This window comes from Moheibacter sp., assembly GCF_049672845.1.
In the GTDB taxonomy this organism is placed as follows: Bacteria; Bacteroidota; Bacteroidia; order Flavobacteriales; family Weeksellaceae; genus Moheibacter.
The window spans coordinates 116,606-139,721 of the sequence record NZ_JBATWT010000012.1 but is presented as its reverse complement, the minus strand read 5'-3'; the positions used below and the strand labels follow the sequence as shown (position 1 = coordinate 139,721).

Genomic DNA, 23,116 nt, shown 5'->3' with positions numbered 1-23,116 from the left:
AAATTCAATGGGTGCAAAATTACGACAAATTATTGAGTTAAGCTTTCCCAAAACGAAATTGAATCAAATTATATTTTATGAATGTATTCAGTTATTCAGGAGTGAAAATTTAAGGAAAATTCAGGGCAGAAAAAAAGGCAAGCTTACTACATCACACCGCTACGACCGGATACCCTTGCTGTGTTCCCACCCTGGGGGATTGACCAGGAGCTGGTTGTGTAGGACTTGCCCGCTGCAAAGTTACAACAATTTTAATTTCTCCAAAATATATAACATTCAGTTCGTATGAAATAAATCAGCATTTCACAATGGTAATTTGAATTTCGATTAACTTTGCCCTTATGCTGAAATACATTTTATACGCCATCGCATCGGGATTATTACTGGCTTTGGGCTGGCCCTCAAATGGTTTCCCGATTTTACTCTTTTTCGGATTCGTCCCTTTACTTTTTGCGGAAAACAAAATCGCACAAATGACCGATGTCAAACGCAAAGGCTGGAAAGTTTTCGGTCTGGCTTATTTGGCATTTTTCATTTGGAACGCCATCGGTATCTGGTGGCTGCATTATGCGCAAGAGTTAAATGCGAATGGTGAATGGCAAAATTCCTGGACGGCTTATATTTTCCCAGTTGTGGCAAATGCATTTCTGATGAGTATTGTTTTTCAGCTATACCATTGGGTTAAATCCAAAGCCGGAAATTTCTACGGAATTCCATTCCTACCTGCTATCTGGATGTGTTTTGAGAAATTTCATCTTAACTGGGAAATGACTTGGCCGTGGTTTAATTTAGGAAACGGATTTGCCAATTTCCCCAAATGGATTCAATGGTATGAATACACCGGGACTTTTGGCGGAACGCTTTGGGTGTTCGTTGGAAATCTTATCGTTTTTTATTTTTTATATGCTTATCTCAATCTGAAAGAAAAAAAATACCTGAACAAATTAATCCTTTATACAGTTTTATGGATTGGCGTTCCCATCGGGATTTCTTATATAATTTTTAATTCTTACGAAGAAAAAGGAGAAGAAATAACTGCGATGGCTCTGCAGCCCAAATTGAATCCTTATACGGAAAAATACAACAAAGAACCTTTTCAGATCGTCAATGAACTGATCAATTTGACACATAATCACATGCAGCCGGGCGTTCAATTTGTAGTGGCGCCCGAAACCGCATTCCCGGGGCCTGGCCCCGGACTGAACATAGATCGCCTTCCACAGGATTTTCTGATTCAGACCCTTCAGGATAATTTCCACAAATATCCCGAATTGAGTTTTGTTTCCGGAGTAGAACTGATGCGTTTTTATCCGTACGAAAAACTCGCTTCCGAAACCGCTTCCCGATATGGAAATTCCGATATGTGGATTGACGTCACCAATTCCGGGATTCAGCTCAACGCAAAAGATTCAATTCAGATTTATCATAAATCCAAACTGGTAGTCGGGGTAGAACATTTCCCTTATATGAAAACGCTCAAACCGATTATGGGTGACATCATGCTGAATTTTGGCGGAACGGTACGCACACATCTTACGCAGGAAAATCGTTCGGTTTTTCGAAACTCGTTTAACAATGCAGTCGTTGCCCCGATAATCTGTTATGAGTCGATTTATGGCGAATTCACTACCGGTTACGTTAAAAACGGTGCCAATGTTTTGTTCATCATGACCAACGACTCTTGGTGGGGCGATTCGGACGGACATAAAGAATTGTTGCTTTTTGGGAATTTAAGAGCGATTGAAACCAGAAGAGACATTGTAAGATCTGCCAATTCGGGAATTTCAGCTTTCATCAATCAGAAAGGAGAAATAACCTCTTCGCTTCCTTATGAAACAAAAGGCGCATTAATTGGCAAAGCCAAACTCAATAATGAAATTACATTTTACACGAAACACGGCGATTACTTGGCAAGAATCGCACTAATCATCGCCGGCATTTTGCTGGGATACACGATTGCTTGGGAGATTCTAAATCGGAATAAAAAGAAAATAAAAAATTAAAGTATAATTTCTTGTTTTTCTGAAATTTTAATTCCTATCTTTGCAGTCCGAAAAAAATCAGGAACAAATGTCGAAAATTTGTCAAATTACTGGAAAGAAGAGAATGGTGGGAAACAATGTTTCTCATGCCAACAATAAAACAAAACGCACTTTTGAAGTGAACTTGTTTAAGAAGAAATTTTTTATGCCCGATACCGGCGAGTGGATTACTTTGAGAGTATCTGCCCACGGATTGAAAACTATCAACAAAATTGGTGTTGAAGAGGCTGTTAAACGCGGACGTAAAAACGGATTAATCGATTAATTGCATTCATCATGGCAAAGAAAGGAAATAGAGTACAAGTAATTTTGGAATGCACCGAGCACAAAGAAAGCGGAATGCCGGGAATGTCTCGTTACATCACAACTAAGAACAAAAAGAACACGCCAGACAGAATTGAACTGAAAAAATTCAATCCTGTTTTGAAGAAATATACTGTTCACAAAGAAATCAAATAAAATAGTAAACCATGGCAAAGAAGACCGTAGCTACCTTACAGACAGGTGCATCAAAGAAAATGACGAAAGTTATCAAAATGGTAAAATCGCCAAAATCTGGTGCTTACTATTTTGAAGAAAGAGTAGTGAACGCTGATAGCGTAAACGACTTTTTCAAATAATTATATTTACAAGCGTATTTGTAAAATAAATTTTAAAGGTTTTAAAAGTCCACTTTTGGTGGGCTTTTTTTTATGCCAACAATCCGTATCTTCGCAATCTAAATTACTTGAAAAGTGAGCTGGTTCAAAAAAATTCTGGGAAAAGAAAGCAAAGAGAAACTTGACGAAGGTCTGGAAAAATCCAAACAATCATTCTTTGATAAACTTAGTCGATCAGTTGCCGGAAAGTCAAAAGTTGATGAAGATGTTCTGGATGATTTAGAAGAAGTACTCATCAGTTCTGACGTGGGTGTAGAAACCACCCTTAAAATCATCAAAAGGATTGAAGAACGAGTAGCGCGTGACAAATACCTGAATACAAGTGAACTGAACCTCATCTTGAGAGAAGAAATAGCCGGTTTACTTTCAGAAAATAATTCCAATGAAGCAAAAGGTTATGAAATCCCTTCACAGGATGAACCTTACGTCATCATGGTCGTGGGCGTAAATGGCGTTGGCAAAACGACTACGATTGGGAAACTCGCTCATCAGTTCAAAAAGGACGGTAAAAAAGTAGTATTGGGCGCCGCCGACACCTTCCGAGCAGCTGCCGTAGATCAACTTGTCATTTGGTCGGAAAGAGTGGGCGTGCCTATTGTTAAACAAGCGATGGGTTCAGATCCTGCTTCTGTTGCATTTGACACTTTACAATCTGCCAAAGCTCAAAATGCAGATGTAGTGCTCATCGATACGGCAGGAAGATTGCACAATAAAATCAATCTGATGAATGAATTGTCCAAAATAAAACGCGTGATGCAAAAGGTTTATCCAAATGCACCACATGAAGTTCTTTTGGTTCTCGATGGTTCCACCGGACAAAACGCTTTTGAACAAGCCAAACAATTTACCCAGGCAACAGAAGTAACTGCGCTGGCCGTTACCAAGCTCGATGGGACTGCCAAAGGCGGCGTGGTAATTGGCATCTCTGATCAATTTCAGATTCCAGTGAAGTACATCGGAGTTGGTGAGGGGATGAACGATCTTCAGGCATTTGATAAATTTGAATTCGTAGACAGCTTTTTCAACAAATAATCTATTTTTTACTTCACCTTACTAAACCTTGATTTAAATAAATCAGGGTAATAAGTAATTTAAATTTAAAGCAAAAAAAACCTTCCGAAAGTAGAGAGCATTCGGAAGGGAGGTAATAGGTTTAATTTTGTCGTTTAGAGTAGTTTAGTAATTGAGTTTTATAAGATTACACACACAATTTGAATTAACAATTACTAATCAGGTTAATTGAACACCAAAGCTATTAAGAATAGAAAAGTAATAAAAAGGAAAAACCCTGAAAAAAAAGGGGATTTTTCCTGTTTTTTATTTCAATTATTTTAAATAAGAAATGCACCCGATGTGGGTGCATTCAAATTATTCAATAAATATTGATTTATTACTCGGTTTTTCTCCAATCCATACGGAAAGTACAATTATCATAATCAGAGTCAATAGTGATAAAAGTGTCGTCTATTTGTTCTCCCACCCATTTCATAACCGTTTCCTGACGTTTGGTGCTGATGGTAAGATTTTTCAATCTTGAGTAATCTGTTTCCAAATTTATTTTATGCGCAGGAACAGTTTCATCCAACCTTACTACACGAAGCACAGCTTGACGGTTGAACTCATCTTCAAATGGTTCTGAAATCTCACCGTCTTGTAATCCGCCAATTGCCAAAAGCATTTTTGTTTCCAATTTGGAACGCTCCATTCGGTCTTCACCTGTGTTCTGGTCTATCATTTTTCCTGCATTGAATTTGGTGTATTTGTCAACTGAATATTGAAATGCCGCTTCTTTAAAAGTCATATCCCCTGCCTCAATTTTCAAGATTATCGAATCCATCTTTTGTCTGGTCAATGCAATTTCTTCTACCGTAGGTTTTAGTTGAATCAAAATATGTCTTATGTCCAATTCCTGCCCTTTTCTTTTTTCTAGAAGTGCAATGTGATACCCGAAATCGGTTTTAAAAGGTTCTGAAATTTCACCTTCCTGAAGATTGAAAACAACTGCATCAAATTCAGGGACCATCTGTCCGCGTTTCACATTTTGAATCAAACCTCCGTTTGAAGCAGAACCGGGATCATTTGAATACAAAATGGCTTTGGTGGCAAAACTCGCTCCCTCCTCCACTTCTTTTTTCATCTGCGCCAGTTCATCTACAACTTTTTGTTCATTTTCAGGAAAAATTTCCGGATACATCACGATATGACTTAAACTTACTTCTTCAGGAATATCAGGTAATTCTGTTTTATATTGCTCGTAAAAATTACGGACTTCTTCTGGGGTAGCATCCATTCCCATTGTAATTAATTCCTGCTTCTTTTGGGCATAAGCCTGATCACGCATGATTCCTCTCAGATCTTGTTTGAATTCGGCCATGGTATTGTACCCAAAATAATCAAGAATTTCTCTTTCACTTCCTTGTGTCAGGAATCTCTGAATAGTTCCATCTACCTGACGATCCACCAAATCATTGGTCACCACTACCAAAGTGTCTTCTTTGGCTTTTGTCAATAAAAGTTTGTCTACCAAAATATTTTCCAGAAAATCACATTCATTTTCTACCTCGTAACCTTGCATTTTGGCTTGAATATAATCTCTTTCAATATCGGAATCCAGAATTACTTCTTCTCCGACCACCGCTGCAACTCCGTCGAGTTTTATCTGACCCGAAGGGTTGTTTTGTTTCGGTTGTGCAAATGCGTAACTGCTTACAAGAGTTGTAAACATGGCCAAAACATAAATATTAATTTTCATTTATTTTGATTTGATTTTTATTGATAGCTTCTTTGTACAGTTGATTTTGTAAATCACCGAGCAAATTTAACTTTCTTTTGTTTAGCAAAAGATTTTTTATGGTAGGTTTAACAAATTCATAAGGCGCTTCGCCTCCTTTTTGTTTAAAATTAAGAATTCTGATCATCGTTACACTTGCATCATCAGACATTTTGATTCGTCTGCGGTTCAGAAGTTGATTCAGATTATTGTCCTGATTTAATTGCGGATACTGCCCCGCCAATACATCTGCGGAATACCAAACGCTATCGTTGTCGTGGTAAGGCGTTCCGGAAGTCAGTACAATTTTCATCAGTTCATCAAAATCTTCATCACGCCCCGAATTGAACAATTTCTCGGCTCTCGCTTCATCTTTTTTCTCCACAATTACAGCCCGATAACGTACAATATCTTTGCTCAAGGGAAAACTTTCTTTGTGTTTTTCAAAATAATCCTGAATTTCCTTTTCAGAAACAGAATCTTTGATATTTTTTTCAATCAGGTAATTATTATAAGCATTGATGAGCAAATCCTGACGATATTCAACCATTTTATTGTCGATTTCCTTTAAGGTAAGTTCATCAATATTGGCTTCGGCTTTGTCTACAATAGCTTTCTTTTTTACCCATTCTTCTACATAAGCTTTCACTAATTTCGCACTGTCTTCCGGTGTGTATTCGTTCGGCAAAACCAGCCGAATATCTCTGTCGGTAAGGAAATGTTCGCCGTATTGAACAATAATTTTTTCATCATCAGCTTTCTTTTTAGAAAAATCAATTTTTCCCTTGCAAGCTACAAAACCTGACAAAATGATGATTCCGAATACTAAATTATTGACTCCTTTCATTCGTTTAGAACGCAAAATTTCTCTTTTCATTATCCTTAACCCATTACGTGTATCGCCGAATTATAAGCCGCCTCAAATGCAAATAAATTCAAGCCGTGCTCCGCTCCTACACTTTCGGCATAGGTAATCAATTTTTCGGTAGGTGTATTTCCGACCAAATCACTTTTGGCCATCGGGCAACCCCCAAATCCTTTGATAGCTCCGTCAAATCTTCTGCAACCGTTTTGATAAGCAGCATCCACTTTGGCGTGCCAGTCCGTATATTCCGAATGGAAATGCGCACCAAATTCAATTTCAGGGTATTTTTTTATCAGTTTACTAAATAATTCTTCGACATCTTTTGTAGCTGCCACAGAAGTTGTATCCGACAAATTAATTCTTCTGATTCCGATTTCGGCAAACCTTTCGGCCCATTCATTCACCATTTCCACATTCCATTCTTCATTATAAGGATTTCCAAAAGCCATCGAAAAATACAGTAAAATTTCTTTATTTGTTCCTTCAATTCGTTTCGAAATATTCAGAATGCTTTGAAAAGCTTCTTCTCTTGATTTATGGGTATTGTCTTTTTGAAATTGTTCCGAAATCGAGAAAGGAAATCCGAGATAATCCACATTCTCATGCTCCATTGCACGTTCTGCTCCTCCTTCGCTTGCAATGATGACCGATAGTTTAGAATTGTGTTTTATGTTCTTCACCGCTTTCAGAACTTCACCTGTATCGGCCATTTGGGGAATGATTTTGGGCGAAACAAAACTTCCGCAGTCAATTGTATCAAAACCCACTTTCAAAAGCAGGTTCAGATGATCAATTTTATCTTCTGTTTTGATGAAATTGTGAATTCCCTGCATTGCATCACGCGGACAATCCACAATCTTTATCCTTTCGCTCATTTTGTTTGTTATTTGCGGGCTGAAAGATATAGAATTTCCTACTTTTACCAAAAAATTTGAAATATATGGACAAAATATGGAGTGAAAAACTCAAAAACCGCTTTTTGAAATATGTAAGTTTTTATTCGGAAAGTATTCCTTTTGTGGATGAGTTTCCAAGTTCGGAAAGACAATGGGACATCGCAAAATATTTATTCGAAGAATTAAAATCCATCGGATTGGAAGATGTTTCCATCGACGACAATGCATACGTAATGGGCTATCTGCCTTCCAATATCGACAAAGAAGTTCCCACGATAGGATTTGTTTCGCATTTTGATACTTCACCGGATTATTCGGGTGAAAATGTAAAACCGCAAATCATTGAAAATTATGACGGCGGAAATATCGTTTTGAATGCAGAATTAAAAATGAACCTGAATCCGGAGGAATTCCCAGAACTGAAACAATACAAAGGTCAAACTCTCATCACAACCGATGGAACAACTTTATTAGGCGCAGACGACAAAGCCGGCGTTGCCGAAATCGTGACCGCAATGGAGTACCTGATCGCGCATCCCGAAATCAAACACGGAAGAATTGCCGTTGGTTTCACGCCAGACGAAGAAGTCGGACGCGGAGCGGATTTCTTTGATGTGGAAAAATTCGGTGCGGAATGGGCTTATACGATGGACGGAAGTGAAATCGGGGAATTGGAATATGAAAATTTCAATGCAGCTTATGCGCATCTGACTTTCAAAGGAAAAAGCGTCCATCCCGGTTACGCCAAAAACCAAATGGTAAATGCCATCACGCTTGCCAGAGAATTTGCTGATCAGTTACCTTCCGACGAAGTACCGGAATTGACCGACGGTCGCGAAGGTTTTTTCCATCTGAATGATTTCGAAGGAAATGTTTCGGAAACAACCATCAAATACATCATCCGCGACCACGATATGACCCAATTTGAAGCCCGAAAAAAACTCGTGGAACAAATTGTGGCGGAAATGCGTGCGGAATATGGCGAAGACAACATCATCCTGGATATGAATGACCAATATTACAATATGGTCGAAAAGGTGAAGGAAAAATTCCAATCGGTGGAAATCGCAGAACAAGCGTTGAAAGATGTAGGAATTGAACCGAACATCAAACCCATTCGTGGTGGAACTGATGGGTCAAGACTGAGTTTTATGGGACTTCCTTGTCCGAATATTTTTGCAGGCGGACATAATTTCCACGGACCTTATGAATACGTTCCTTTGGAGTCTATGGAAAAAGCGGTGGAAGTCATCGTAAGAATCGGAGAACTCATTGCAGAACAATAATTTATTCAGACCTGGCGGGTTTTGAAAACCTGTCAGGTCCTTATTTTTCCGTTTAGTTGAAACTTTTTATCTTTAGAATTCAAAATCAATTTGGATGAAAAAATTAATCTTTCTTTTGGTGGTTCCCATGGTTTCATTTGCGCAGAACGACAGTTTGCGTTTGGATGAAAAATTACAGGGAAAAAACGGAAACGAAGTAAAATCGCCCGACTTACCAAAACCCCTATATTTCATCAACGGGAAACAAACAAATGAGGCTGTTGTCAATGAATTAGATCCCAATACCATTGAGTCAATCAATGTACTAAAAGGTGAAAAAGCCATCGAGAAATATGGCGAACAAGGCAAAAACGGTCTGATTGAAATCAAGTTGAAGAAGAGAGAGGTTTCGATGTCAATTAAAACAGTTGGTTGTAATCAAAGTTTCATTCCTGAAAATGCGTTATTTGTAATTGATGGAGAATATGTTGAAAAGAATAAATTTGAGGCATTAAATGCAACTGATATATTTTCAGTCGATATATTAAAAAATACAGGTATTACTCACATTTCTAGGGATGTTGTAATAATTAAAACCAAAAAATATCAGGAAGAATTGGGTTCGCAAGAAGAATACGACCTCGCCGTCCTCGACTTGGGTTATGAATCATTTATGGCGATGCAACCTTCTGCATCTTCTTATTCGCTAAATTATTTGGAAAACAAAAACAACCATTACGTTTCAGTTTGGAACAGTCGGGTAATCAGTGGAAATAAAGACATCTACGAAATGCCGATTGATTATGACAGCAGAACTTACTATGGTTTGGAATTTGAATACAAACTTTTTATGTTTTTCAAATTCATGGAAAACAAACATAAAATTTCATTTATCTGATGCACAGACGCGATTTTATTAAAAAATCCACACTCATGGGTGGATTGTTCATCATCAATCCTTCATTTAATTTTAATTTTTTAAACGAATTTACGGAGGAAGAACTCATCGGAAAAGGAAAACCTGCACTTTTTGGCGAAGACTTCAAATTACGGGACGAAGCACGGCTTCAATTTAATCTGATGCGAAAAGCCGCCAAGGAAAAAGGTTTCAATATGCACGTCATTTCAAGTTATCGAAGTTATACGCACCAAAACGGGATTTGGGAGCGTAAGTACAAAAGCTTCCGCAGTCAAGGTTTCTCGCATCAAAAAACAATTGAGAAGATTATCCAATACAGCACCATTCCGGGCACTTCGCGACATCATTGGGGAACGGATCTCGACATCATCGATTCGACCCGAGGCATTCCATCCAACCCTTTGAGTGAAGTTCATTTCAATGAAGGCGGTCGTATGCGGAAATTTAAAATCTGGTTGGATGAGAATTCAGAAAAATTTGGGTTTCATCTGGTTTACACCAACACACCCGGTCGAAAAGGATTTGCTTACGAGCCTTGGCATTTTTCCTATAAACCAATTTCCATCAGAATGCTAAAGGAGTACAAGGAATTGGACTTAAAAAAACTTCTTCAAACCAACAAATTAATGGGAAGTGAGCATTTCACGGATGAATTCATTGAGCGATACAAACGGGAAAATATTTTGGACATCAACCCCGATTTGTTGCCATAAAAAACGTCCGAACCTATTGATCCGGACGTAAAACAAAGTCCAATTGCTTTTATTTCCCTCCTAAAAATGCTTTCAGCATCCAGGCTGTTTTTTCCTGAAACGAAATGAAATCACTCATCATCGAATTGGTTCCTTCATCGTCTAATTCAGCAGAACGGTCTAAAATTCGGCGTTCGATTTTCAATAATTCCTGAATAGAATCCAAAATCAGTTGAACAGAAGCTTCAGCTTCAGAAATATTTTTCCCGACCTTAACTGTCGAATGCTCTACATAATCTTCAAATGTATGCAAGGGAGTTGCACCCAAAGTCAAAATTCGTTCGGCAACCAAATCCACTTTTTCTTGGGCGTCCAAGTATAATTCTTCAAATTTCGGGTGCAATTGGAAAAATTGCTCGCCTTTGATGTTCCAATGAACACCACGTAAATTCTGATAATAAATCTGTAAATCGGCAAGAAGTATATTCAGATCTTCCGATAGTTCTTTTGTTGTGGATTTCTCCAATCCAATGGTAGATAATTTCATATTATATATTTTTTTAAGTTACTAAATTAATATTCTAAATATAAGGAATTTAGATGACCTGAACAATGTCAAACCTCAGTTATAACTAACTAAAATCATACCATCATTCATAGACAAATTCGATTAAATTAATACCTTTATTGAAAATATTTATATATGACGCTGGTACAGTTGGAATATGTTTTAGCCGTTGCCGAATACAAGAATTTTACGCTCGCCGCAGATAAGTCTTTTGTCACGCAACCTACTTTGAGTATGCAGATTCAAAAATTGGAAAAGGAACTGGGGATTGAAATTTTTGACAGGAGTTCTCATCCGATTAAACTTACACCCATTGGTGAAAAAGTGGTAGAACAAGCCAAAATTATTCTGAAAGAATCCAACAAAATGGCACAATTGGTTTTTGAAGAAAAGGGCCAGATAGAAGGCGATTTCCGTATTGGGGTTATCCCAACGGTTTTGCCAACGCTTGTGCCTATGTTTTACAAAACATTTCAGAGAGCACATCCCAAATCAAACCTCATCATCAGAGAACTACAGACCGAAGAAATTATTGCGGGCCTACGCGAAGGCATTTTGGATTTCGGGATAGTGGTAACGCCACTTCATGAAGATCAAATTGTGGAAAAAACGCTGTATTATGAACCTTTGGTGGCCTATGTTCCGGATTCGCATATTTACCATTCCAAAAAAATGATTCAGACTTCCGACCTGGATGTGGAAGATCTTTTGTTGCTGAAAGAAGGCCATTGTTTCCGAAATAATGTTTTGAACCTTTGTGAACCTGAAAAACTTAAAGAGCAACCTGTAAAACTTGACAGTGGAAGCCTTGATACTTTGGTAAAACTTGCCAATGAAGGCTATGGAATGACACTTTTGCCAAGTCTTCATGCAGAAGATCTGCCGAAAGAATATCAGAAAAATGTTCGTTATTTTGAAGATCCCGCGCCGTCCCGGCAGGTAAGTTTGGTTTATCATCAATCCAATCTGCGCAAGTCTTTTGAAGACAATTTCATCAAGACAATTCAAAGTGTTTTGCGTGGCAAAATATTCTTTGACAAAAATGAAAATATAACTTCTCCTTTGATCAGTTTGCCTAAATAATTCAGATTTTCCGGGAATTATTCAATAAAACAAAATCGAGCAAAACCATTGCCGAAAGGGCTTCTACAATCGGAACGGCTCTTGGCAAAACACAAGGATCGTGACGTCCTTTGCCTTGCATTTCTACTAATTCGCCTTGAGAACTAAGTGCTTCTTGTTTTTGCATCAAAGTTGCCACTGGTTTAAATGCCACACGGAAATAAATATCCATTCCGTTGGAAATCCCACCTTGAATCCCACCTGAAAGATTGGTTTTGGTCGTTCCGTCTTCGTTGAATAAATCATTGTGTTCCGAACCTTGCATTCGTGCACCGCAAAATCCGCTTCCGTATTCAAATCCTTTTACCGCATTGATTGAAAGCATTGCCTGGCCTAATCTAGCGTGAAGTTTATCAAAAATCGGCTCGCCCAATCCAATAGGCACATTTTTAATCACACAAGTTATCGTTCCGCCGATAGTATCGCCGGCTTTTCTGACTTGTTCGATTTTCTCAATCATTTGGGCAGCGGTTTCTTCATCGGGACAACGAACGATATTTGATTCGGTTTTGGAGAAATCCAGTTTCTGATAAGGTTTCTCTAAAAATAAATCTCCGACCGATGAAACATAGGCATTGATTTCTATTTCTTTGATAATTTGTTTGGCAACTGCTCCGGCTACCACCCAATTGGCAGTTTCACGCGCTGAACTTCTGCCTCCGCCCCTATGATCTCTGTTGCCGTATTTTTTTTGGTAAGTAAAATCGGCGTGCGACGGCCGAAATACATCTTCGATGTGCGAATAATCTTTGGATTTCTGATTTTCATTCGGAATGACAAATCCAATGGGCGCTCCTGTTGTTTTTCCTTCAAAAATTCCGGAAAGAAACTGTACCGTATCGGATTCTTTTCTTTGGGTTACAATTTTGGATTGTCCGGGTTTGCGTCGATCTAATTCGGATTGAATTTTCTCCAAATCAAGTTCAATTCCGGCGGGACAACCGTCAATAATTCCACCCATTGCCGTTCCGTGGCTTTCTCCAAAAGTCGTAAGTCGAAAAATCTTTCCGATTGTGTTCATAAATAAGGATTGACTACAAATATAGACTTTGAGCGCTTAACTTACAATCCGCATTTAGTTTGAATAAAAAAAGCTTTGGCTAAATCTAACCAAAGCTTGAAAAAATAAGATGAGATGAATTATTGATAATGAAATGAAGCTTCCTGGACATCTCTTGAATTCGTCCCGATGAAAACTTTAAACTCTCCCGGTTCGGCTTCCCATTTTTGATTTTTTGTGAAATAAGTAATCATTTCTTCATCGATTTTAAAGGAAACGGTTTGGGTTTCACCCGGATTTAAACTGATTTTCTGAAAACCTTTCAATTCTTTCACGGGACGGGTAATGCTTCCCACCAAATCACGCAAATAAAGTTGCACTACCTCCTCACCTTTTAGGTTTCCAATGTTTGTCACCTGAACAGTTGCTGTGATATTTCCGCCTTTTGAAAAACTGGTTTTGTCAAGTTTTACCGCACTGTATTTAAAATTAGTATAACTCAAACCGAATCCGAACGGATAAAGTGCATCTCGATCAGAATCCCGATAAGAAGTATAAGTTACTTCCTGAATTTCATCGCCGCGACCGGTATGTTTATGATTGTAATAAAGCGGTAATTGTCCTACATTTCTGGGGAAAGAAACCGGTAATTTTCCGGCTGGATTGTATTTTCCGAATAAAACCTCGCCAACTGCATTTCCGTGTTGCGAGCCCAGCAACCAGGTTTCCAGAATCGCCGGAATGTTTTCATCGCTCCAGCTCAGATCCATCGGACGACCATTCATCAAAACCATTACGATGTTTTTATTGACCTTATGAATTTCGGAAATCAACTCATCCTGAACACCCGCAAAACCAATGTCGGTCTGGCTTCTACCTTCACCTGACTGGAATGCATCTTCTCCTACCACCAAAATGACCAAATCTGCGTCTTTGGCTTTTTTCACCGCATCTGCAAAACCTGATTGATCGGTCTGGTTAAGAGTCATCGGTTTTAAAAAACTTCGTTCGCCCGTGGATAATTCCGCTGCTTTTGCGTAGGTAATTTTAATTCCTTTTGGTGCGTGATTTTTAATTCCTTCCAAAACGGAAACCGCTGAATTAGGCGTCGCCTGTGCCCGCCAGTTCCCAAGCGGAGAATCTTTATCGTCTGCCAAAGGTCCGATTACGGCAATGCTTTTCACCGTATGGGAAAGTGGTAAAATATTTTGGTCATTTTTCAATAAAACGATTGATTTTTTAGCTGCTTCTAATGCTAACGCCTGATTTTCTTTGGAATACAATTCTTTCTTTTCAAATTCCTCATCACAATATTTGTAAGGATCATCAAAAAGTCCCAATCTGAATTTCAGTCGAAGTGTACGTCTTACAGCATCGTCAAGCAATGCGATATCCATTTTCTTTTGTTCGACCAGATTTTTCAGTGCGACTTCATAAACCCTTCCTTCCATATCAATGTCACTTCCGGCTGTCATGGCTAGAAGAGCCGCTTGCGATTCGTCTTGGGCTACGCCATGTGCAATCAGTTCTCTGATGGAACCCCAGTCCGAAACCATTACACCGTCCCAGTCCCATTCGCCTTTCAATAATCTTCGCTGAAGATAAGAATCGGCAGTGGCAGGAATTCCGTCCAATTCGTTGAATGCATTCATAAATGTCGCGGATCCAGCTTCTGCAGCAGCTTTGAAAGGCGGCAGAATCGAATTATTCAATTCATAAATACCGATGTTGACCGTATTATAATCACGTCCGCCTTCAGCTAGTCCATATCCCGCAAAATGTTTTGCACTTGCTGCAATAGATGATTTCGAAGTCAGATCATCACCCTGATATCCTTTAATTTTTGCCACTCCGATGAGTGAAGTCAGATAAGGATCTTCACCTGAGCCTTCCATAATTCTTCCCCAACGGGCATCGCGTGAGATGTCAATCATAGGAGAAAAAGTCCAGCCAATTCCGGAAGCCGCAGATTCCGCAGCCGCCACACGAGCCGTTCTTTCCATCAAATCAAGATCCCAGCTGGCGCTTTCACCCAGTGGAATCGGAAAAATCGTTTTATAGCCGTGAATGACATCATACGCAAACACTAAAGGAATTTTCAGTCTTGAATTTTCCAAATTCAGACGTTGGGCCTCGCGGGTATTTTTCACACCGGTAACGTTCAGCATAGAACCTACCAGTCCGTTTTTGAGGTTGTCGAGTTTAATTTGATTATAAGCATCATTGGCCGGTCCGGTTACGTCCCAGCTGGCACTGTACTGGACGAGTTGGCCGATTTTTTCTTCTAAAGTCATAATGGAAAGAAGCGAATCGATTTTCGTTTCAATCTCCTTTTCCTTCTGATTTTGAGCCAAAGCAAGCCCTGACCAGACAACGCAAAGGATGGTGCCTGCTATTAATTTTATTTTCATTCTTTTTTAATTAGGAAAAACAGCCGCCCTTTAAAAATCCCTAACCAATGAAAGGGCAGCTATTCAATGACATTAAACTCTATTTCTAATTATAAACTCTTACATAATCAATTTCCATTGCACTTTGTTGGAATGCGGGATCAATTACACCTCCCAGATTACCACCCATCGCAACATTTAAAATAATGAAGAACGGACTGTTGAACGGGATTCCCGAATTATTGGAGAATTCGTGATAAACCACATTGTCCACTGCAAACAAAATATGCTCGGCTGTCCACTCGACTGTATAAAGGTGGAATTCAGAATCAGCAGTCGGCAAATCGGTTGAACCCACTACCGCATTTCCACCGGAATTGCCCGGGAAATGCAAGGCGCTCTGCACCACTCCGGGATTGTTTCCTACGTGCTCCATCACATCAATTTCGCCACAATAAGGCCAACCCACATTGTCAAATGTTGAACCCAGCATCCAGATAGCCGGCCAGGTTCCACCACCTACAGGAAGTTTGGCACGGACTTCCATCCGTCCGTATTGAAAATCAAATTTGTTTTTGGTGTTGATGCGTGAAGATGTAAATTCGAAACCTTCCATATTTTCACGTTTGGCAATGATTTTCAAAATTCCATTTTCAATCACTGCATTCTGATCTGTATAATATTGAGATTCCTGATTTCCCCATCCATTGTTATTCCCGATTTCAAAATTCCATTTTTGGAGGTCAACTGATTCTCCGTCGAATTCATCAAACCAAAATAAATTGTTGAATTCCGTCTCAAATTCGCCCGGATCATCATTTCCGCCACCGCCACTCGGATCGGTTGTGAATTTCATATACCAGGCAATATTGGTATCGCCCGGAGGGGCCATCTGAAAACGCACATACATATAATCTTCCGTGATTTCCAGAATTTCGTAATTACTTTGTGCTACATAATACGCCATAAAGCCGCCATCACCAATCATCATTTGAGTACCTGTGGTTTCGGGTGCACCCGGTGTTGCTGCCGCCAGCGTTACAAAACGGTCACCCGAAGTATCGTAAGGCAGACAAGTGTCTTCGTCACCACTTCCGCCACCAACGCTCAGGTAAGTAACGTTAAAGAATGTTTCACCGTGATTGTTCAGGTTATAAACGATGTTCTGATTTCCATCCAAACTGAAAGTAAGTTCGTCATTATAAAAACATTCGTCTTTCTCAAAAGGAGCTGCGCTGTACCAATCCTGGGTATAGCTTGTCATGGGTCCTAATCCCAAATGACCCGGCAAGCCTTTGGCGATGTACCAGGTTTTGGAGGAACCTCCAGTCAATAATTCTTTGGTATTTTCATCAGAAAAACTACTAAAAACCGTTACAGAAACCGTTGTACTGGTACTTGCTCCGCCTGCGCCTGTAGCCAGAACCGTAACCGTATAGGTATTGATTCCTGTGAGTGCGTAAGAATGAGAAATTTCTCCATTTGAAGTAGAAGCAGTCGTATTATCACCAAAGAAGAATTTGTAATTCATGGCGTTGTCCGCAGTTGCGGTGAAATTTACAATTCCGCTTCCGTCGCCATAAGGATCTGAATCTGTTACGTTATAAATCGTAAAATTCACCGATAAATTGGTTGGTGCATTGATGTCTCCCATAGAATGATCATCATCATAACAGCCGTTCAGCGTAAGGCATCCGCCTAAAACCGAAACCAAAAAGATTATATAATTTTTAAAAATATTCATAAGATTTAATTTGTTTGTTCCACATCATCAAAATAATAATCAGTTCCCACTCCGGGGTTTCCGAAATCAAAGAATAAAACCAGACGTTTCCAGTTTCCGAGGTTCATACCTGTAAAATCGGCTTCGACAGTTTCCCAGGTATCGGCCTGATTGACGGTGGCTGAGGCTTCCACAAACTGTGCAGCATCTGTCGGGTCTTCAAACTTCACCAAAACCTGAATTCCGGCTTGGGGCGAACGAACTTTCAGTCGGATTTTACTTCCCTGACTGAAATCAACTGCTTCATCCAGTTCAATAAAGGCACCCGCCCAAGTTTCGGCGTTTACGCCTTTGTTAAATTTCCCTACGTGAGTGCTCGGATTATTCGCATCTGCGAAAGGATTTCCTTCTACCGTGATATTTCCGCCGCCAAATCCGGTAAAAATATAGGCACTTGGATCAAAAATTTCGAAATCAAGCGGAAGACTCATCGGAACTTTCTGGATGTTGTCGAAATAATAAGTTTCGCCTGTACCCGGAATGTTGAAATTGAAAAACAAAACAACTTTTCCGTAAGTCTGTGCAGCATCTACCGGCATTTCAAACACAAGTCTTTCCCATTGGTCGCTGACAGTTGTATTTGTAACGGCTTCTGCAAAAATATTGGCATCGGTTCCGTTTTCAACTTTCAGCAGAACCGGAATTCCTGCCTGCGGCGAATACACATCTACCGATAAAAGGTTGGAACCCGAAAAATCAATGTCTTCATTCAAAACTGCCACGGTACCGGCCCAGCTCTCAGAACCTGCTACTTTGGTATATTGTCCGACTCTGGAACTATTGTTAACCGAATTGGGTGCAGGATTGTCTACAATCGGAACGCCATCGCCATCTCCTCCTCCGAAGTTAAAAAAGGTATAATCAACCTGCGGATTTTCAAATGTTATAGGCAAAGCAAGCGGAAAGAAAATCTGTATTTCTTGCTGGAAAGATGTGGTTTGGGTACCTCCGCTGTAGGCAATGACCGTAATATTATAAGTTCCTGTTTCCTGGTATTGGTAGGTGGCTGTTTCGCCTTCCAGAAATGAAACAGGTTCTTCATTTACATTCTCCCCGAAATACACATCGAAATAAGTTTCAAAATCTGCGGTTGCAGAAACATTTACAATGAAAGGATTATTTGCGTCTTTTACGATGCTTACTTCCAGATTCTGAGGTGCCTGAAAAGAAACTTCCAAATTTTGTATCACTTCTGCTCTTTCCCCACTTAAATTCACTGCTAGCAATTTCACTTCATAATTTCCTTCTGCATAAATATGTTCAAGGGATTGTCCGGGCGCGATTTCTTCCGAAATTTCACCGTCCCCGAATTCCACCTGAAATTGAGTAGCATTTTCGCCGGAAGGCGTGATGGTTACCAGACCTGAATTGTCCTGGGTAATTTTAAAATCCATCGAAAGTCCGGTAGGCGCTCCCGTACCCGAAACTTCGGTAAGTGCGTCGTCATCGGAACATCCGAAATAAAAGGGAAGCAATGCTAAAAATATTATTTTAACTAAATTTTTCATAGTTCTGTATTTTAATAATTAGGGTTCTGTTGCCAGTTTCCGTTTGAAAACTGAATTTCTTCAAAAGGTATCGGAAACAATTCGTGTTTACCTGCGACAAATCCCGGGATGGTTCCGGCTGCTTTTCCCGTTCTCACCAAATCAAAAAACCGGTGTCCTTCACCCATCAGTTCCAATCTTCTTTCACGCCAAATGGCTTCGGTAAGCGCCTGTCCGGAAACGGTCACATTGTTGTTCGTATTCCCAAATGCACGTGAGCGAACCTGGTTCAGGTAATTTCTTGCCGTTGCATCACTGATTCCTCCACGGTTGTAAGCTTCAGCTGCCATCAGTAAAACATCGGCATAACGGATAGCTCGGTAATTATTCGGATTGGTAAGGTTTAAATCACCTTGGGCTTCACCACTTCTTTCTCTTGGCAGATATTTCCGGTTGAAATAACCGGTATGTTTATAGCCTTCACCGTAAGTTGCTCCGGTAGCCGAAGCCCAAGCTTCGATATCGAGAATGGCAATATCTCTTCTCAAATCTTCTTCATCATAAGCATTGTAAGATTCAGCAGTAGGAACGTTGAAACTATAACCCGAAGTAAATAATGGGCCAGAATAATTTCGGATACCATTGAAACCTACTGCCACATTTCCTTCGCTACACTGTAAACATTCGAATCCGGCGCCTTCGACATCGGTGTACTGAACTTCAAAAACCGATTCGGAACCGTTTTCCTGGTCGAATTCAAATAAAGTCGAATAATCCTGTACAAGCGAATAATTTCCGGAACCTATTACCTGATCAAGTGCTGTCGCTGCCTGCTGGAATTTGTTCTGATACAAATACACTTTCCCTAATAAGGCATAAGCCGCACCCTGTGTTGTGCGTCCCACTTCGGGTGCAACCGGATTCAGGTTTTCACTTGCAAAAATCAAATCCTGTTCAATAGCTGCGTAAACTTCTTCAACCGGAGAACGCGGAATGACTTTCTCATCGCCTATGACAAACATTTCATCCCCTTTCATAGGAATTCCCCCGAACCATTTTACCAATTCGAAGTGATAATATGCACGAAGGAAACGGGTTTCCGCAATCATTTGAGTTTTACCGTCAAAATTGATTTTATCCTGATTTTCCATAATGAAATTGCATCGTTGCACACCGGCAAACATCCAGTCCCAAACTTTTTTCAGTTGGTCGTTTACCGGATTATGGGTCATTTCATCGACCTGTTGAAAGCCGATTACATCATTTGCACTTTCGCCACCACTGAGGGTATTGTCAGAAGCAATTTCGCCCATCAACACGTTCTGATAAGTGGACTGCAATAAATCATAAGCACCGATCAATGCTTTGTAATAATCATCTTCCGAATTGAAAAAGTTTTCGGAGTCGATGGTATATTCTGGATCCTGATCCAGCTGACAATTGTACAATGACAAAGTGAGCAGAGCAGAAAAAACGATTGTTAAATATCTGTTGAATTTCATCTTTTAATATTTTTTGGTTTCAGACGGATTCGATCCGCTCATTAAAATTTAAGATTTATACCCATCATATAGGTTCTCGGAATCGGATAAAATCCGTAATCAATTCCCGCTGCAAGCGGATCATTGGACGAAGCACCCGGATCATAACCTTTGTATTTCGTAAAAGTATAAAGGTTGTTTACCGCTGCATAAATTCTCAGCTTCTTGATGAATGAATCTCCCAAAAGTTTGTCACTGAATGAGTAACCCAATTGCAGATTCTGAATTCTGGCATAAGAAGCATCTTCTACATAATAATCAGAAAAAACATAATTATTTGTGGCGCCGGTTGTCACGCGCGGAACTTCATTTGAGGTCCCGGGACCGTGCCATCTGTCCAACACATAATTGAGTCGGTTGACATCGCTCAGCGCTCTTTCATAATTTCGAACCATATCATTGCCCAAGGAAGCAAAAATGTAAGTTGTAAAATCAATTCCTTTATAATTCAAAGTCAAATTGAATCCCATAGTGGCATCGGGAATCGGGTCACCTATGTAAACGCGGTCGTTTGTGTCGATGATTCCATCGCCGTTCTGATCCACGTATCGCAAATCACCGGGTCTGACATCGGACGTTCCCAAAGCCGATTGGTCGGCGTGCGTATTGACTTCATCCTGATTTTGGAAAATACCATTGGTCTGATAACCGAAGAAATACCCCATCGGCTGCCCGACTTCCATTCTTGAAGGAAAAGGCTGTCCCACACCAAAAGCACCGCCCTCCATAAATCCGGTGCTGTTATTTACTTCCGTAACTTCATTTTTAATTAAAGTTAAATTATAACCTGCCGATACAGAAAAATCAGATCCAATTTTCTGATTGTAATTCAATGCGAATTCAAAACCTCTATTTTCAACAGTTCCAGCATTCATAGTCGGAGCGGAACTTCCCGGCGCACCGATTCCAACGATTCCTGAAATCGGAATATTATTAATCAAAAGGTCTTTTCTTGTATCGATAAAATAATCGGCCACAAAAGTTAATTTATTATTGAAGAAATTCAGATCCAATCCTACATCTAGCTTTTCAGCTGTTTCCCAACGCATTTCTTTGTTTGGAATTCCACCGATGGCCAAACCGTTTGTGATAGAACCATTCAAAACGTAAACCCCTTCGCCGTTCAATAATGAACGATAAGTTCCGCTTACCTGGTCATTCCCCAATTGTCCCCAGCTCCCGCGGATTTTCATAAAGTTCACAAATCCGGCATCACCCCAGAATCCTTCTTCCGAAACAATCCAACCTGCTGTAAAAGAAGGAAACCATTCGACTCGGTTGTCTTTGTGGAACAAGGTTGATTCATCTCGGCGAATCATCGCTGACAATAAATATTTTCCGTTGAAATCATATTGCAAACGCCCGAAATAAGATAGTCTCCTGTCGTCATAATTCCAGGAATTACTTGGGTTGTTTTCCACCGGTCCCTGTGCAAGTCCGATGTCGGCAAAATCCCAGGAATTATTGGGTACATCAAATCCGGTGGCCGATAACTGATCGCCCCAGGTTCTGAAAAATGTTGTCCCAACTGTTGTGGTGAAATTATGATTGGCAAGTTCGAAGTTATAATTCGCAAACAAGTCAAATGTATAATCGTAATAGTTTGATTTATTTTGAGTTACGCTGCTTCTCGGATTGTTAAAAACCTTTCCTCCGCCATAATCCACAATCGGACTGAAACCGCGGTAATCGTCATTTGAAGAATTAAATCCGACACGTCCGGTCACTTCAAAATTTTTGAATAAATCATAATTCAATTCAAAAGTTCCGCTGAGTTTACGCATTGTATAATTATTAAAAGTATTGGCAATCTGCGCCAGCGGATTGATTACCTCATTACCGATTCCTGCCGTGTTGGGCATCAGATAAAATGAACCATCATCGTTGTAAGCCGGAACAGTCGGCGGCGCATTCAGTGCATTGAAAAGCACAGAGCCTAAACCATTTTCGTTCAAAGTTTTGCGGTTGATGTTCATATAATTCACATTGGTACTAAACCGAAGTCGGTCGGTCAGGTCTCCTGAAAGTGAAATTCTTGCGGTGTTTCTTTTGTATCCGGATTTATCTTCACCTACAATCCCTTCCTGCTCCAGATTTGAAGCACTCAATGCATAAGCAACTTTTTCACCACCACCAGCAGCCGAAAGTTCATGGCTCATTACAGGTGCAAGCGAGAAAACTTCATCCTGCCAATTGGTACCGATTCCCAGCAGGTTTCCGATTTCCGGATAGGGAATGTTCTGGCCACCATTTGCATAAGATTCGTTTAATAATAAGGCATATTCGGTGGCATTCAAAAGCGGTAACTTTCTGGAAGTTTCCTGAATTCCGTAATAAGCATTGTATCCAAATTCAATTTTCCTGTTTTTTCTACCTTTTTTAGTAGTAACGAGAATTACACCGTTGGCTGCAATGGTTCCGTAAATCGCGGCTTGTGCATCTTTCAGAACGGTAATATTCTCAATATCAGCCGGATTCAGCGTGCTCAAATCCCCGATGTATCCGTCGATGATAACAGTTGGCGCTGTGATTCCGTTGGTGGCAATCCCTCTGATGTTGATGTTATAACCCGAACCGGGCGCTCCCGATTGTGCGGTAACATTCACTCCCGAAACTGTTCCTTGTAAAGCTTGTTCTACTTTTACAGGTTTCAGCTGTTCGAGGGTTTCGCTATTTACTGTGGAAACGGCTCCGGTAATCTCTTTTTTCACTTGTGAGCCATATCCGATTACGACCACGTCATCCAGAAGAGTGAGTTGCTCGGGATTCAGGAAGAATTCCATGGCCAGTTCACCCTTGTAGTCAAACTCCATGGTGTCATAACCAAATGCACTGAAAATGAGAATATCTCCTTCTGAAATTCCATCCAACTGAAAGGTTCCCGAGGTATCGGTTACGACTTCTTTTGAAAAGTCGGTAGTTGTGACCGAAACGTCGGACAGAGGTAAGCCCGACTCGGCATCTTTCACAACTCCATTTAAAACAGTTTCCTGTGCATAAATTTGCCCTATGAAAACTGTAAATAGAAATAGTAAAATTTTGTACTTCATGTTTTGTATTTTAATAATACCCAAGTAAGGAAATGAAATTGATTTTCCCTAAAATCTATCCCCTACA

The 23,116-nt window shown here is 40.0% G+C and carries 19 protein-coding genes and 1 other RNA gene; 9 read left to right on the top strand and 11 right to left on the bottom strand.

Translation table 11 applies throughout. The features are described 5' to 3' along the window. Window positions 1-132: 132 nt before the first annotated feature. Window positions 133-231, bottom strand: an RNA gene (ffs, locus tag WBF63_RS06430) — signal recognition particle sRNA small type. A gap of 110 nt (window positions 232-341) precedes the next feature. Between ffs and lnt the strand changes: the two genes are divergently transcribed. From lnt to ftsY, 5 genes are all read left to right on the top strand, one after another. Then, window positions 342-2,003: an apolipoprotein N-acyltransferase gene (lnt, locus tag WBF63_RS06425; protein ID WP_424368887.1), complete on the top strand. Its 1,662-nt coding sequence runs from the start codon at window positions 342-344 to the stop codon at window positions 2,001-2,003. Between the two features lie 67 nt (window positions 2,004-2,070). After that, entirely contained in the window at window positions 2,071-2,307 is a 237-nt protein-coding gene (rpmB, locus tag WBF63_RS06420; protein WP_424368886.1) for a 50S ribosomal protein L28, read from the top strand. 11 nt (window positions 2,308-2,318) lie between these two features. Continuing rightward, entirely contained in the window at window positions 2,319-2,501 is a 183-nt protein-coding gene (gene rpmG / locus WBF63_RS06415; RefSeq protein WP_084018523.1) for a 50S ribosomal protein L33, read from the top strand. An 11-nt stretch (window positions 2,502-2,512) separates the two neighbouring features. After that, on the top strand, window positions 2,513-2,662 hold the full coding sequence (locus tag WBF63_RS06410) for a DUF4295 domain-containing protein (RefSeq protein WP_424368885.1): 150 nt from the start codon (window positions 2,513-2,515) through the stop codon (window positions 2,660-2,662). Window positions 2,663-2,776: 114 nt separating this feature from the next. Then, on the top strand, window positions 2,777-3,733 hold the full coding sequence (ftsY, locus tag WBF63_RS06405) for a signal recognition particle-docking protein FtsY (protein WP_424368884.1): 957 nt from the start codon (window positions 2,777-2,779) through the stop codon (window positions 3,731-3,733). Window positions 3,734-4,091: 358 nt separating this feature from the next. Here ftsY and WBF63_RS06400 read toward each other — a convergent pair whose 3' ends face one another. From WBF63_RS06400 to WBF63_RS06390, 3 genes are read right to left on the bottom strand one after another with little or no spacing between them, the layout of a single operon-like run. Next, complete coding sequence (locus WBF63_RS06400; RefSeq protein WP_424368883.1) at window positions 4,092-5,453, bottom strand: peptidylprolyl isomerase; 1,362 nt, start codon at window positions 5,451-5,453, stop codon at window positions 4,092-4,094. Then, on the bottom strand, window positions 5,443-6,348 hold the full coding sequence (locus WBF63_RS06395) for a hypothetical protein (protein ID WP_424368882.1): 906 nt from the start codon (window positions 6,346-6,348) through the stop codon (window positions 5,443-5,445). Before WBF63_RS06395 ends, WBF63_RS06400 begins: the two co-directional genes overlap by 11 nt. 5 nt (window positions 6,349-6,353) lie before the next feature. Then, window positions 6,354-7,211 (bottom strand): hydroxymethylglutaryl-CoA lyase, encoded by an 858-nt coding sequence (locus tag WBF63_RS06390; protein WP_424368881.1) that lies wholly within the window; start codon window positions 7,209-7,211, stop codon window positions 6,354-6,356. A gap of 65 nt (window positions 7,212-7,276) precedes the next feature. Here WBF63_RS06390 and pepT point away from each other — a divergent pair, with 65 nt between their 5' ends. From pepT to WBF63_RS06375, 3 genes are all read left to right on the top strand, one after another. Further along, the gene (gene pepT / locus WBF63_RS06385) at window positions 7,277-8,518 is read left to right on the top strand and encodes a peptidase T (RefSeq protein ID WP_424368880.1); all 1,242 of its coding nucleotides are present in this window, start codon (window positions 7,277-7,279) and stop codon (window positions 8,516-8,518) included. 94 nt (window positions 8,519-8,612) lie between these two features. After that, a complete protein-coding gene (locus WBF63_RS06380) occupies window positions 8,613-9,395 on the top strand; it encodes a DUF6146 family protein (protein WP_424368879.1) in 783 nt (260 codons plus the stop codon). After that, window positions 9,395-10,129, top strand: coding sequence for a M15 family metallopeptidase (locus WBF63_RS06375; protein WP_424368878.1), 735 nt, complete (start codon window positions 9,395-9,397; stop codon window positions 10,127-10,129). Before WBF63_RS06380 ends, WBF63_RS06375 begins: the two co-directional genes overlap by 1 nt. 49 nt (window positions 10,130-10,178) lie before the next feature. On the opposite strand, the gene WBF63_RS06370 is transcribed toward WBF63_RS06375, so the two are convergent. Beyond that, window positions 10,179-10,655: a Dps family protein gene (locus tag WBF63_RS06370; RefSeq protein WP_424368877.1), complete on the bottom strand. Its 477-nt coding sequence runs from the start codon at window positions 10,653-10,655 to the stop codon at window positions 10,179-10,181. Window positions 10,656-10,811: 156 nt separating this feature from the next. On the opposite strand from WBF63_RS06370, the gene WBF63_RS06365 reads away from it, so the two are divergent. Then, window positions 10,812-11,759 (top strand): LysR family transcriptional regulator, encoded by a 948-nt coding sequence (locus tag WBF63_RS06365; protein WP_424368876.1) that lies wholly within the window; start codon window positions 10,812-10,814, stop codon window positions 11,757-11,759. A gap of 1 nt (window position 11,760) precedes the next feature. Here WBF63_RS06365 and aroC read toward each other — a convergent pair whose 3' ends face one another. The 6 genes from aroC to WBF63_RS06335 all read right to left on the bottom strand — a co-directional run bounded on the left by aroC (window position 11,761) and on the right by WBF63_RS06335 (window position 23,049). Then, window positions 11,761-12,819, bottom strand: a complete 1,059-nt coding sequence (aroC, locus tag WBF63_RS06360) for a chorismate synthase (protein WP_424368875.1) — start codon at window positions 12,817-12,819, stop codon at window positions 11,761-11,763. A gap of 119 nt (window positions 12,820-12,938) precedes the next feature. Then, window positions 12,939-15,209: a beta-glucosidase BglX gene (gene bglX / locus WBF63_RS06355; RefSeq protein ID WP_424368874.1), complete on the bottom strand. Its 2,271-nt coding sequence runs from the start codon at window positions 15,207-15,209 to the stop codon at window positions 12,939-12,941. Window positions 15,210-15,294: 85 nt separating this feature from the next. Continuing rightward, entirely contained in the window at window positions 15,295-16,932 is a 1,638-nt protein-coding gene (locus tag WBF63_RS06350; RefSeq protein ID WP_424368873.1) for a family 16 glycosylhydrolase, read from the bottom strand. 5 nt (window positions 16,933-16,937) lie between these two features. After that, window positions 16,938-18,479, bottom strand: coding sequence for a hypothetical protein (locus tag WBF63_RS06345; RefSeq protein ID WP_424368872.1), 1,542 nt, complete (start codon window positions 18,477-18,479; stop codon window positions 16,938-16,940). A gap of 11 nt (window positions 18,480-18,490) precedes the next feature. Next, window positions 18,491-19,960 (bottom strand): RagB/SusD family nutrient uptake outer membrane protein, encoded by a 1,470-nt coding sequence (locus WBF63_RS06340; protein ID WP_424368871.1) that lies wholly within the window; start codon window positions 19,958-19,960, stop codon window positions 18,491-18,493. Window positions 19,961-20,001: 41 nt separating this feature from the next. Continuing rightward, entirely contained in the window at window positions 20,002-23,049 is a 3,048-nt protein-coding gene (locus WBF63_RS06335) for a SusC/RagA family TonB-linked outer membrane protein (protein WP_424368870.1), read from the bottom strand. Between the last annotated feature and the right edge of the window lie 67 nt (window positions 23,050-23,116).

What these genes read in the sequence shown, in the direction of transcription:
- WBF63_RS06345 (WP_424368872.1), bottom strand. Translation starts at nt 18,479, where the DNA reads ATGAAAAATTTAGTTAAAATAATATTTTTAGCATTGCTTCCCTTTTAT.
- WBF63_RS06395 (WP_424368882.1), bottom strand. Translation starts at nt 6,348, where the DNA reads ATGAAAAGAGAAATTTTGCGTTCTAAACGAATGAAAGGAGTCAATAAT.
- WBF63_RS06375 (WP_424368878.1), top strand. Translation starts at nt 9,395, where the DNA reads ATGCACAGACGCGATTTTATTAAAAAATCCACACTCATGGGTGGATTG.
- rpmG (WP_084018523.1), top strand. Translation starts at nt 2,319, where the DNA reads ATGGCAAAGAAAGGAAATAGAGTACAAGTAATTTTGGAATGCACCGAG.
- aroC (WP_424368875.1), bottom strand. Translation starts at nt 12,819, where the DNA reads ATGAACACAATCGGAAAGATTTTTCGACTTACGACTTTTGGAGAAAGC.
- rpmB (WP_424368886.1), top strand. Translation starts at nt 2,071, where the DNA reads ATGTCGAAAATTTGTCAAATTACTGGAAAGAAGAGAATGGTGGGAAAC.
- WBF63_RS06340 (WP_424368871.1), bottom strand. Translation starts at nt 19,960, where the DNA reads ATGAAATTCAACAGATATTTAACAATCGTTTTTTCTGCTCTGCTCACT.
- WBF63_RS06380 (WP_424368879.1), top strand. Translation starts at nt 8,613, where the DNA reads ATGAAAAAATTAATCTTTCTTTTGGTGGTTCCCATGGTTTCATTTGCG.
- WBF63_RS06410 (WP_424368885.1), top strand. Translation starts at nt 2,513, where the DNA reads ATGGCAAAGAAGACCGTAGCTACCTTACAGACAGGTGCATCAAAGAAA.
- WBF63_RS06390 (WP_424368881.1), bottom strand. Translation starts at nt 7,211, where the DNA reads ATGAGCGAAAGGATAAAGATTGTGGATTGTCCGCGTGATGCAATGCAG.
- WBF63_RS06335 (WP_424368870.1), bottom strand. Translation starts at nt 23,049, where the DNA reads ATGAAGTACAAAATTTTACTATTTCTATTTACAGTTTTCATAGGGCAA.
- WBF63_RS06365 (WP_424368876.1), top strand. Translation starts at nt 10,812, where the DNA reads ATGACGCTGGTACAGTTGGAATATGTTTTAGCCGTTGCCGAATACAAG.
- WBF63_RS06400 (WP_424368883.1), bottom strand. Translation starts at nt 5,453, where the DNA reads ATGAAAATTAATATTTATGTTTTGGCCATGTTTACAACTCTTGTAAGC.
- WBF63_RS06350 (WP_424368873.1), bottom strand. Translation starts at nt 16,932, where the DNA reads ATGAATATTTTTAAAAATTATATAATCTTTTTGGTTTCGGTTTTAGGC.
- pepT (WP_424368880.1), top strand. Translation starts at nt 7,277, where the DNA reads ATGGACAAAATATGGAGTGAAAAACTCAAAAACCGCTTTTTGAAATAT.
- bglX (WP_424368874.1), bottom strand. Translation starts at nt 15,209, where the DNA reads ATGAAAATAAAATTAATAGCAGGCACCATCCTTTGCGTTGTCTGGTCA.
- lnt (WP_424368887.1), top strand. Translation starts at nt 342, where the DNA reads ATGCTGAAATACATTTTATACGCCATCGCATCGGGATTATTACTGGCT.
- WBF63_RS06370 (WP_424368877.1), bottom strand. Translation starts at nt 10,655, where the DNA reads ATGAAATTATCTACCATTGGATTGGAGAAATCCACAACAAAAGAACTA.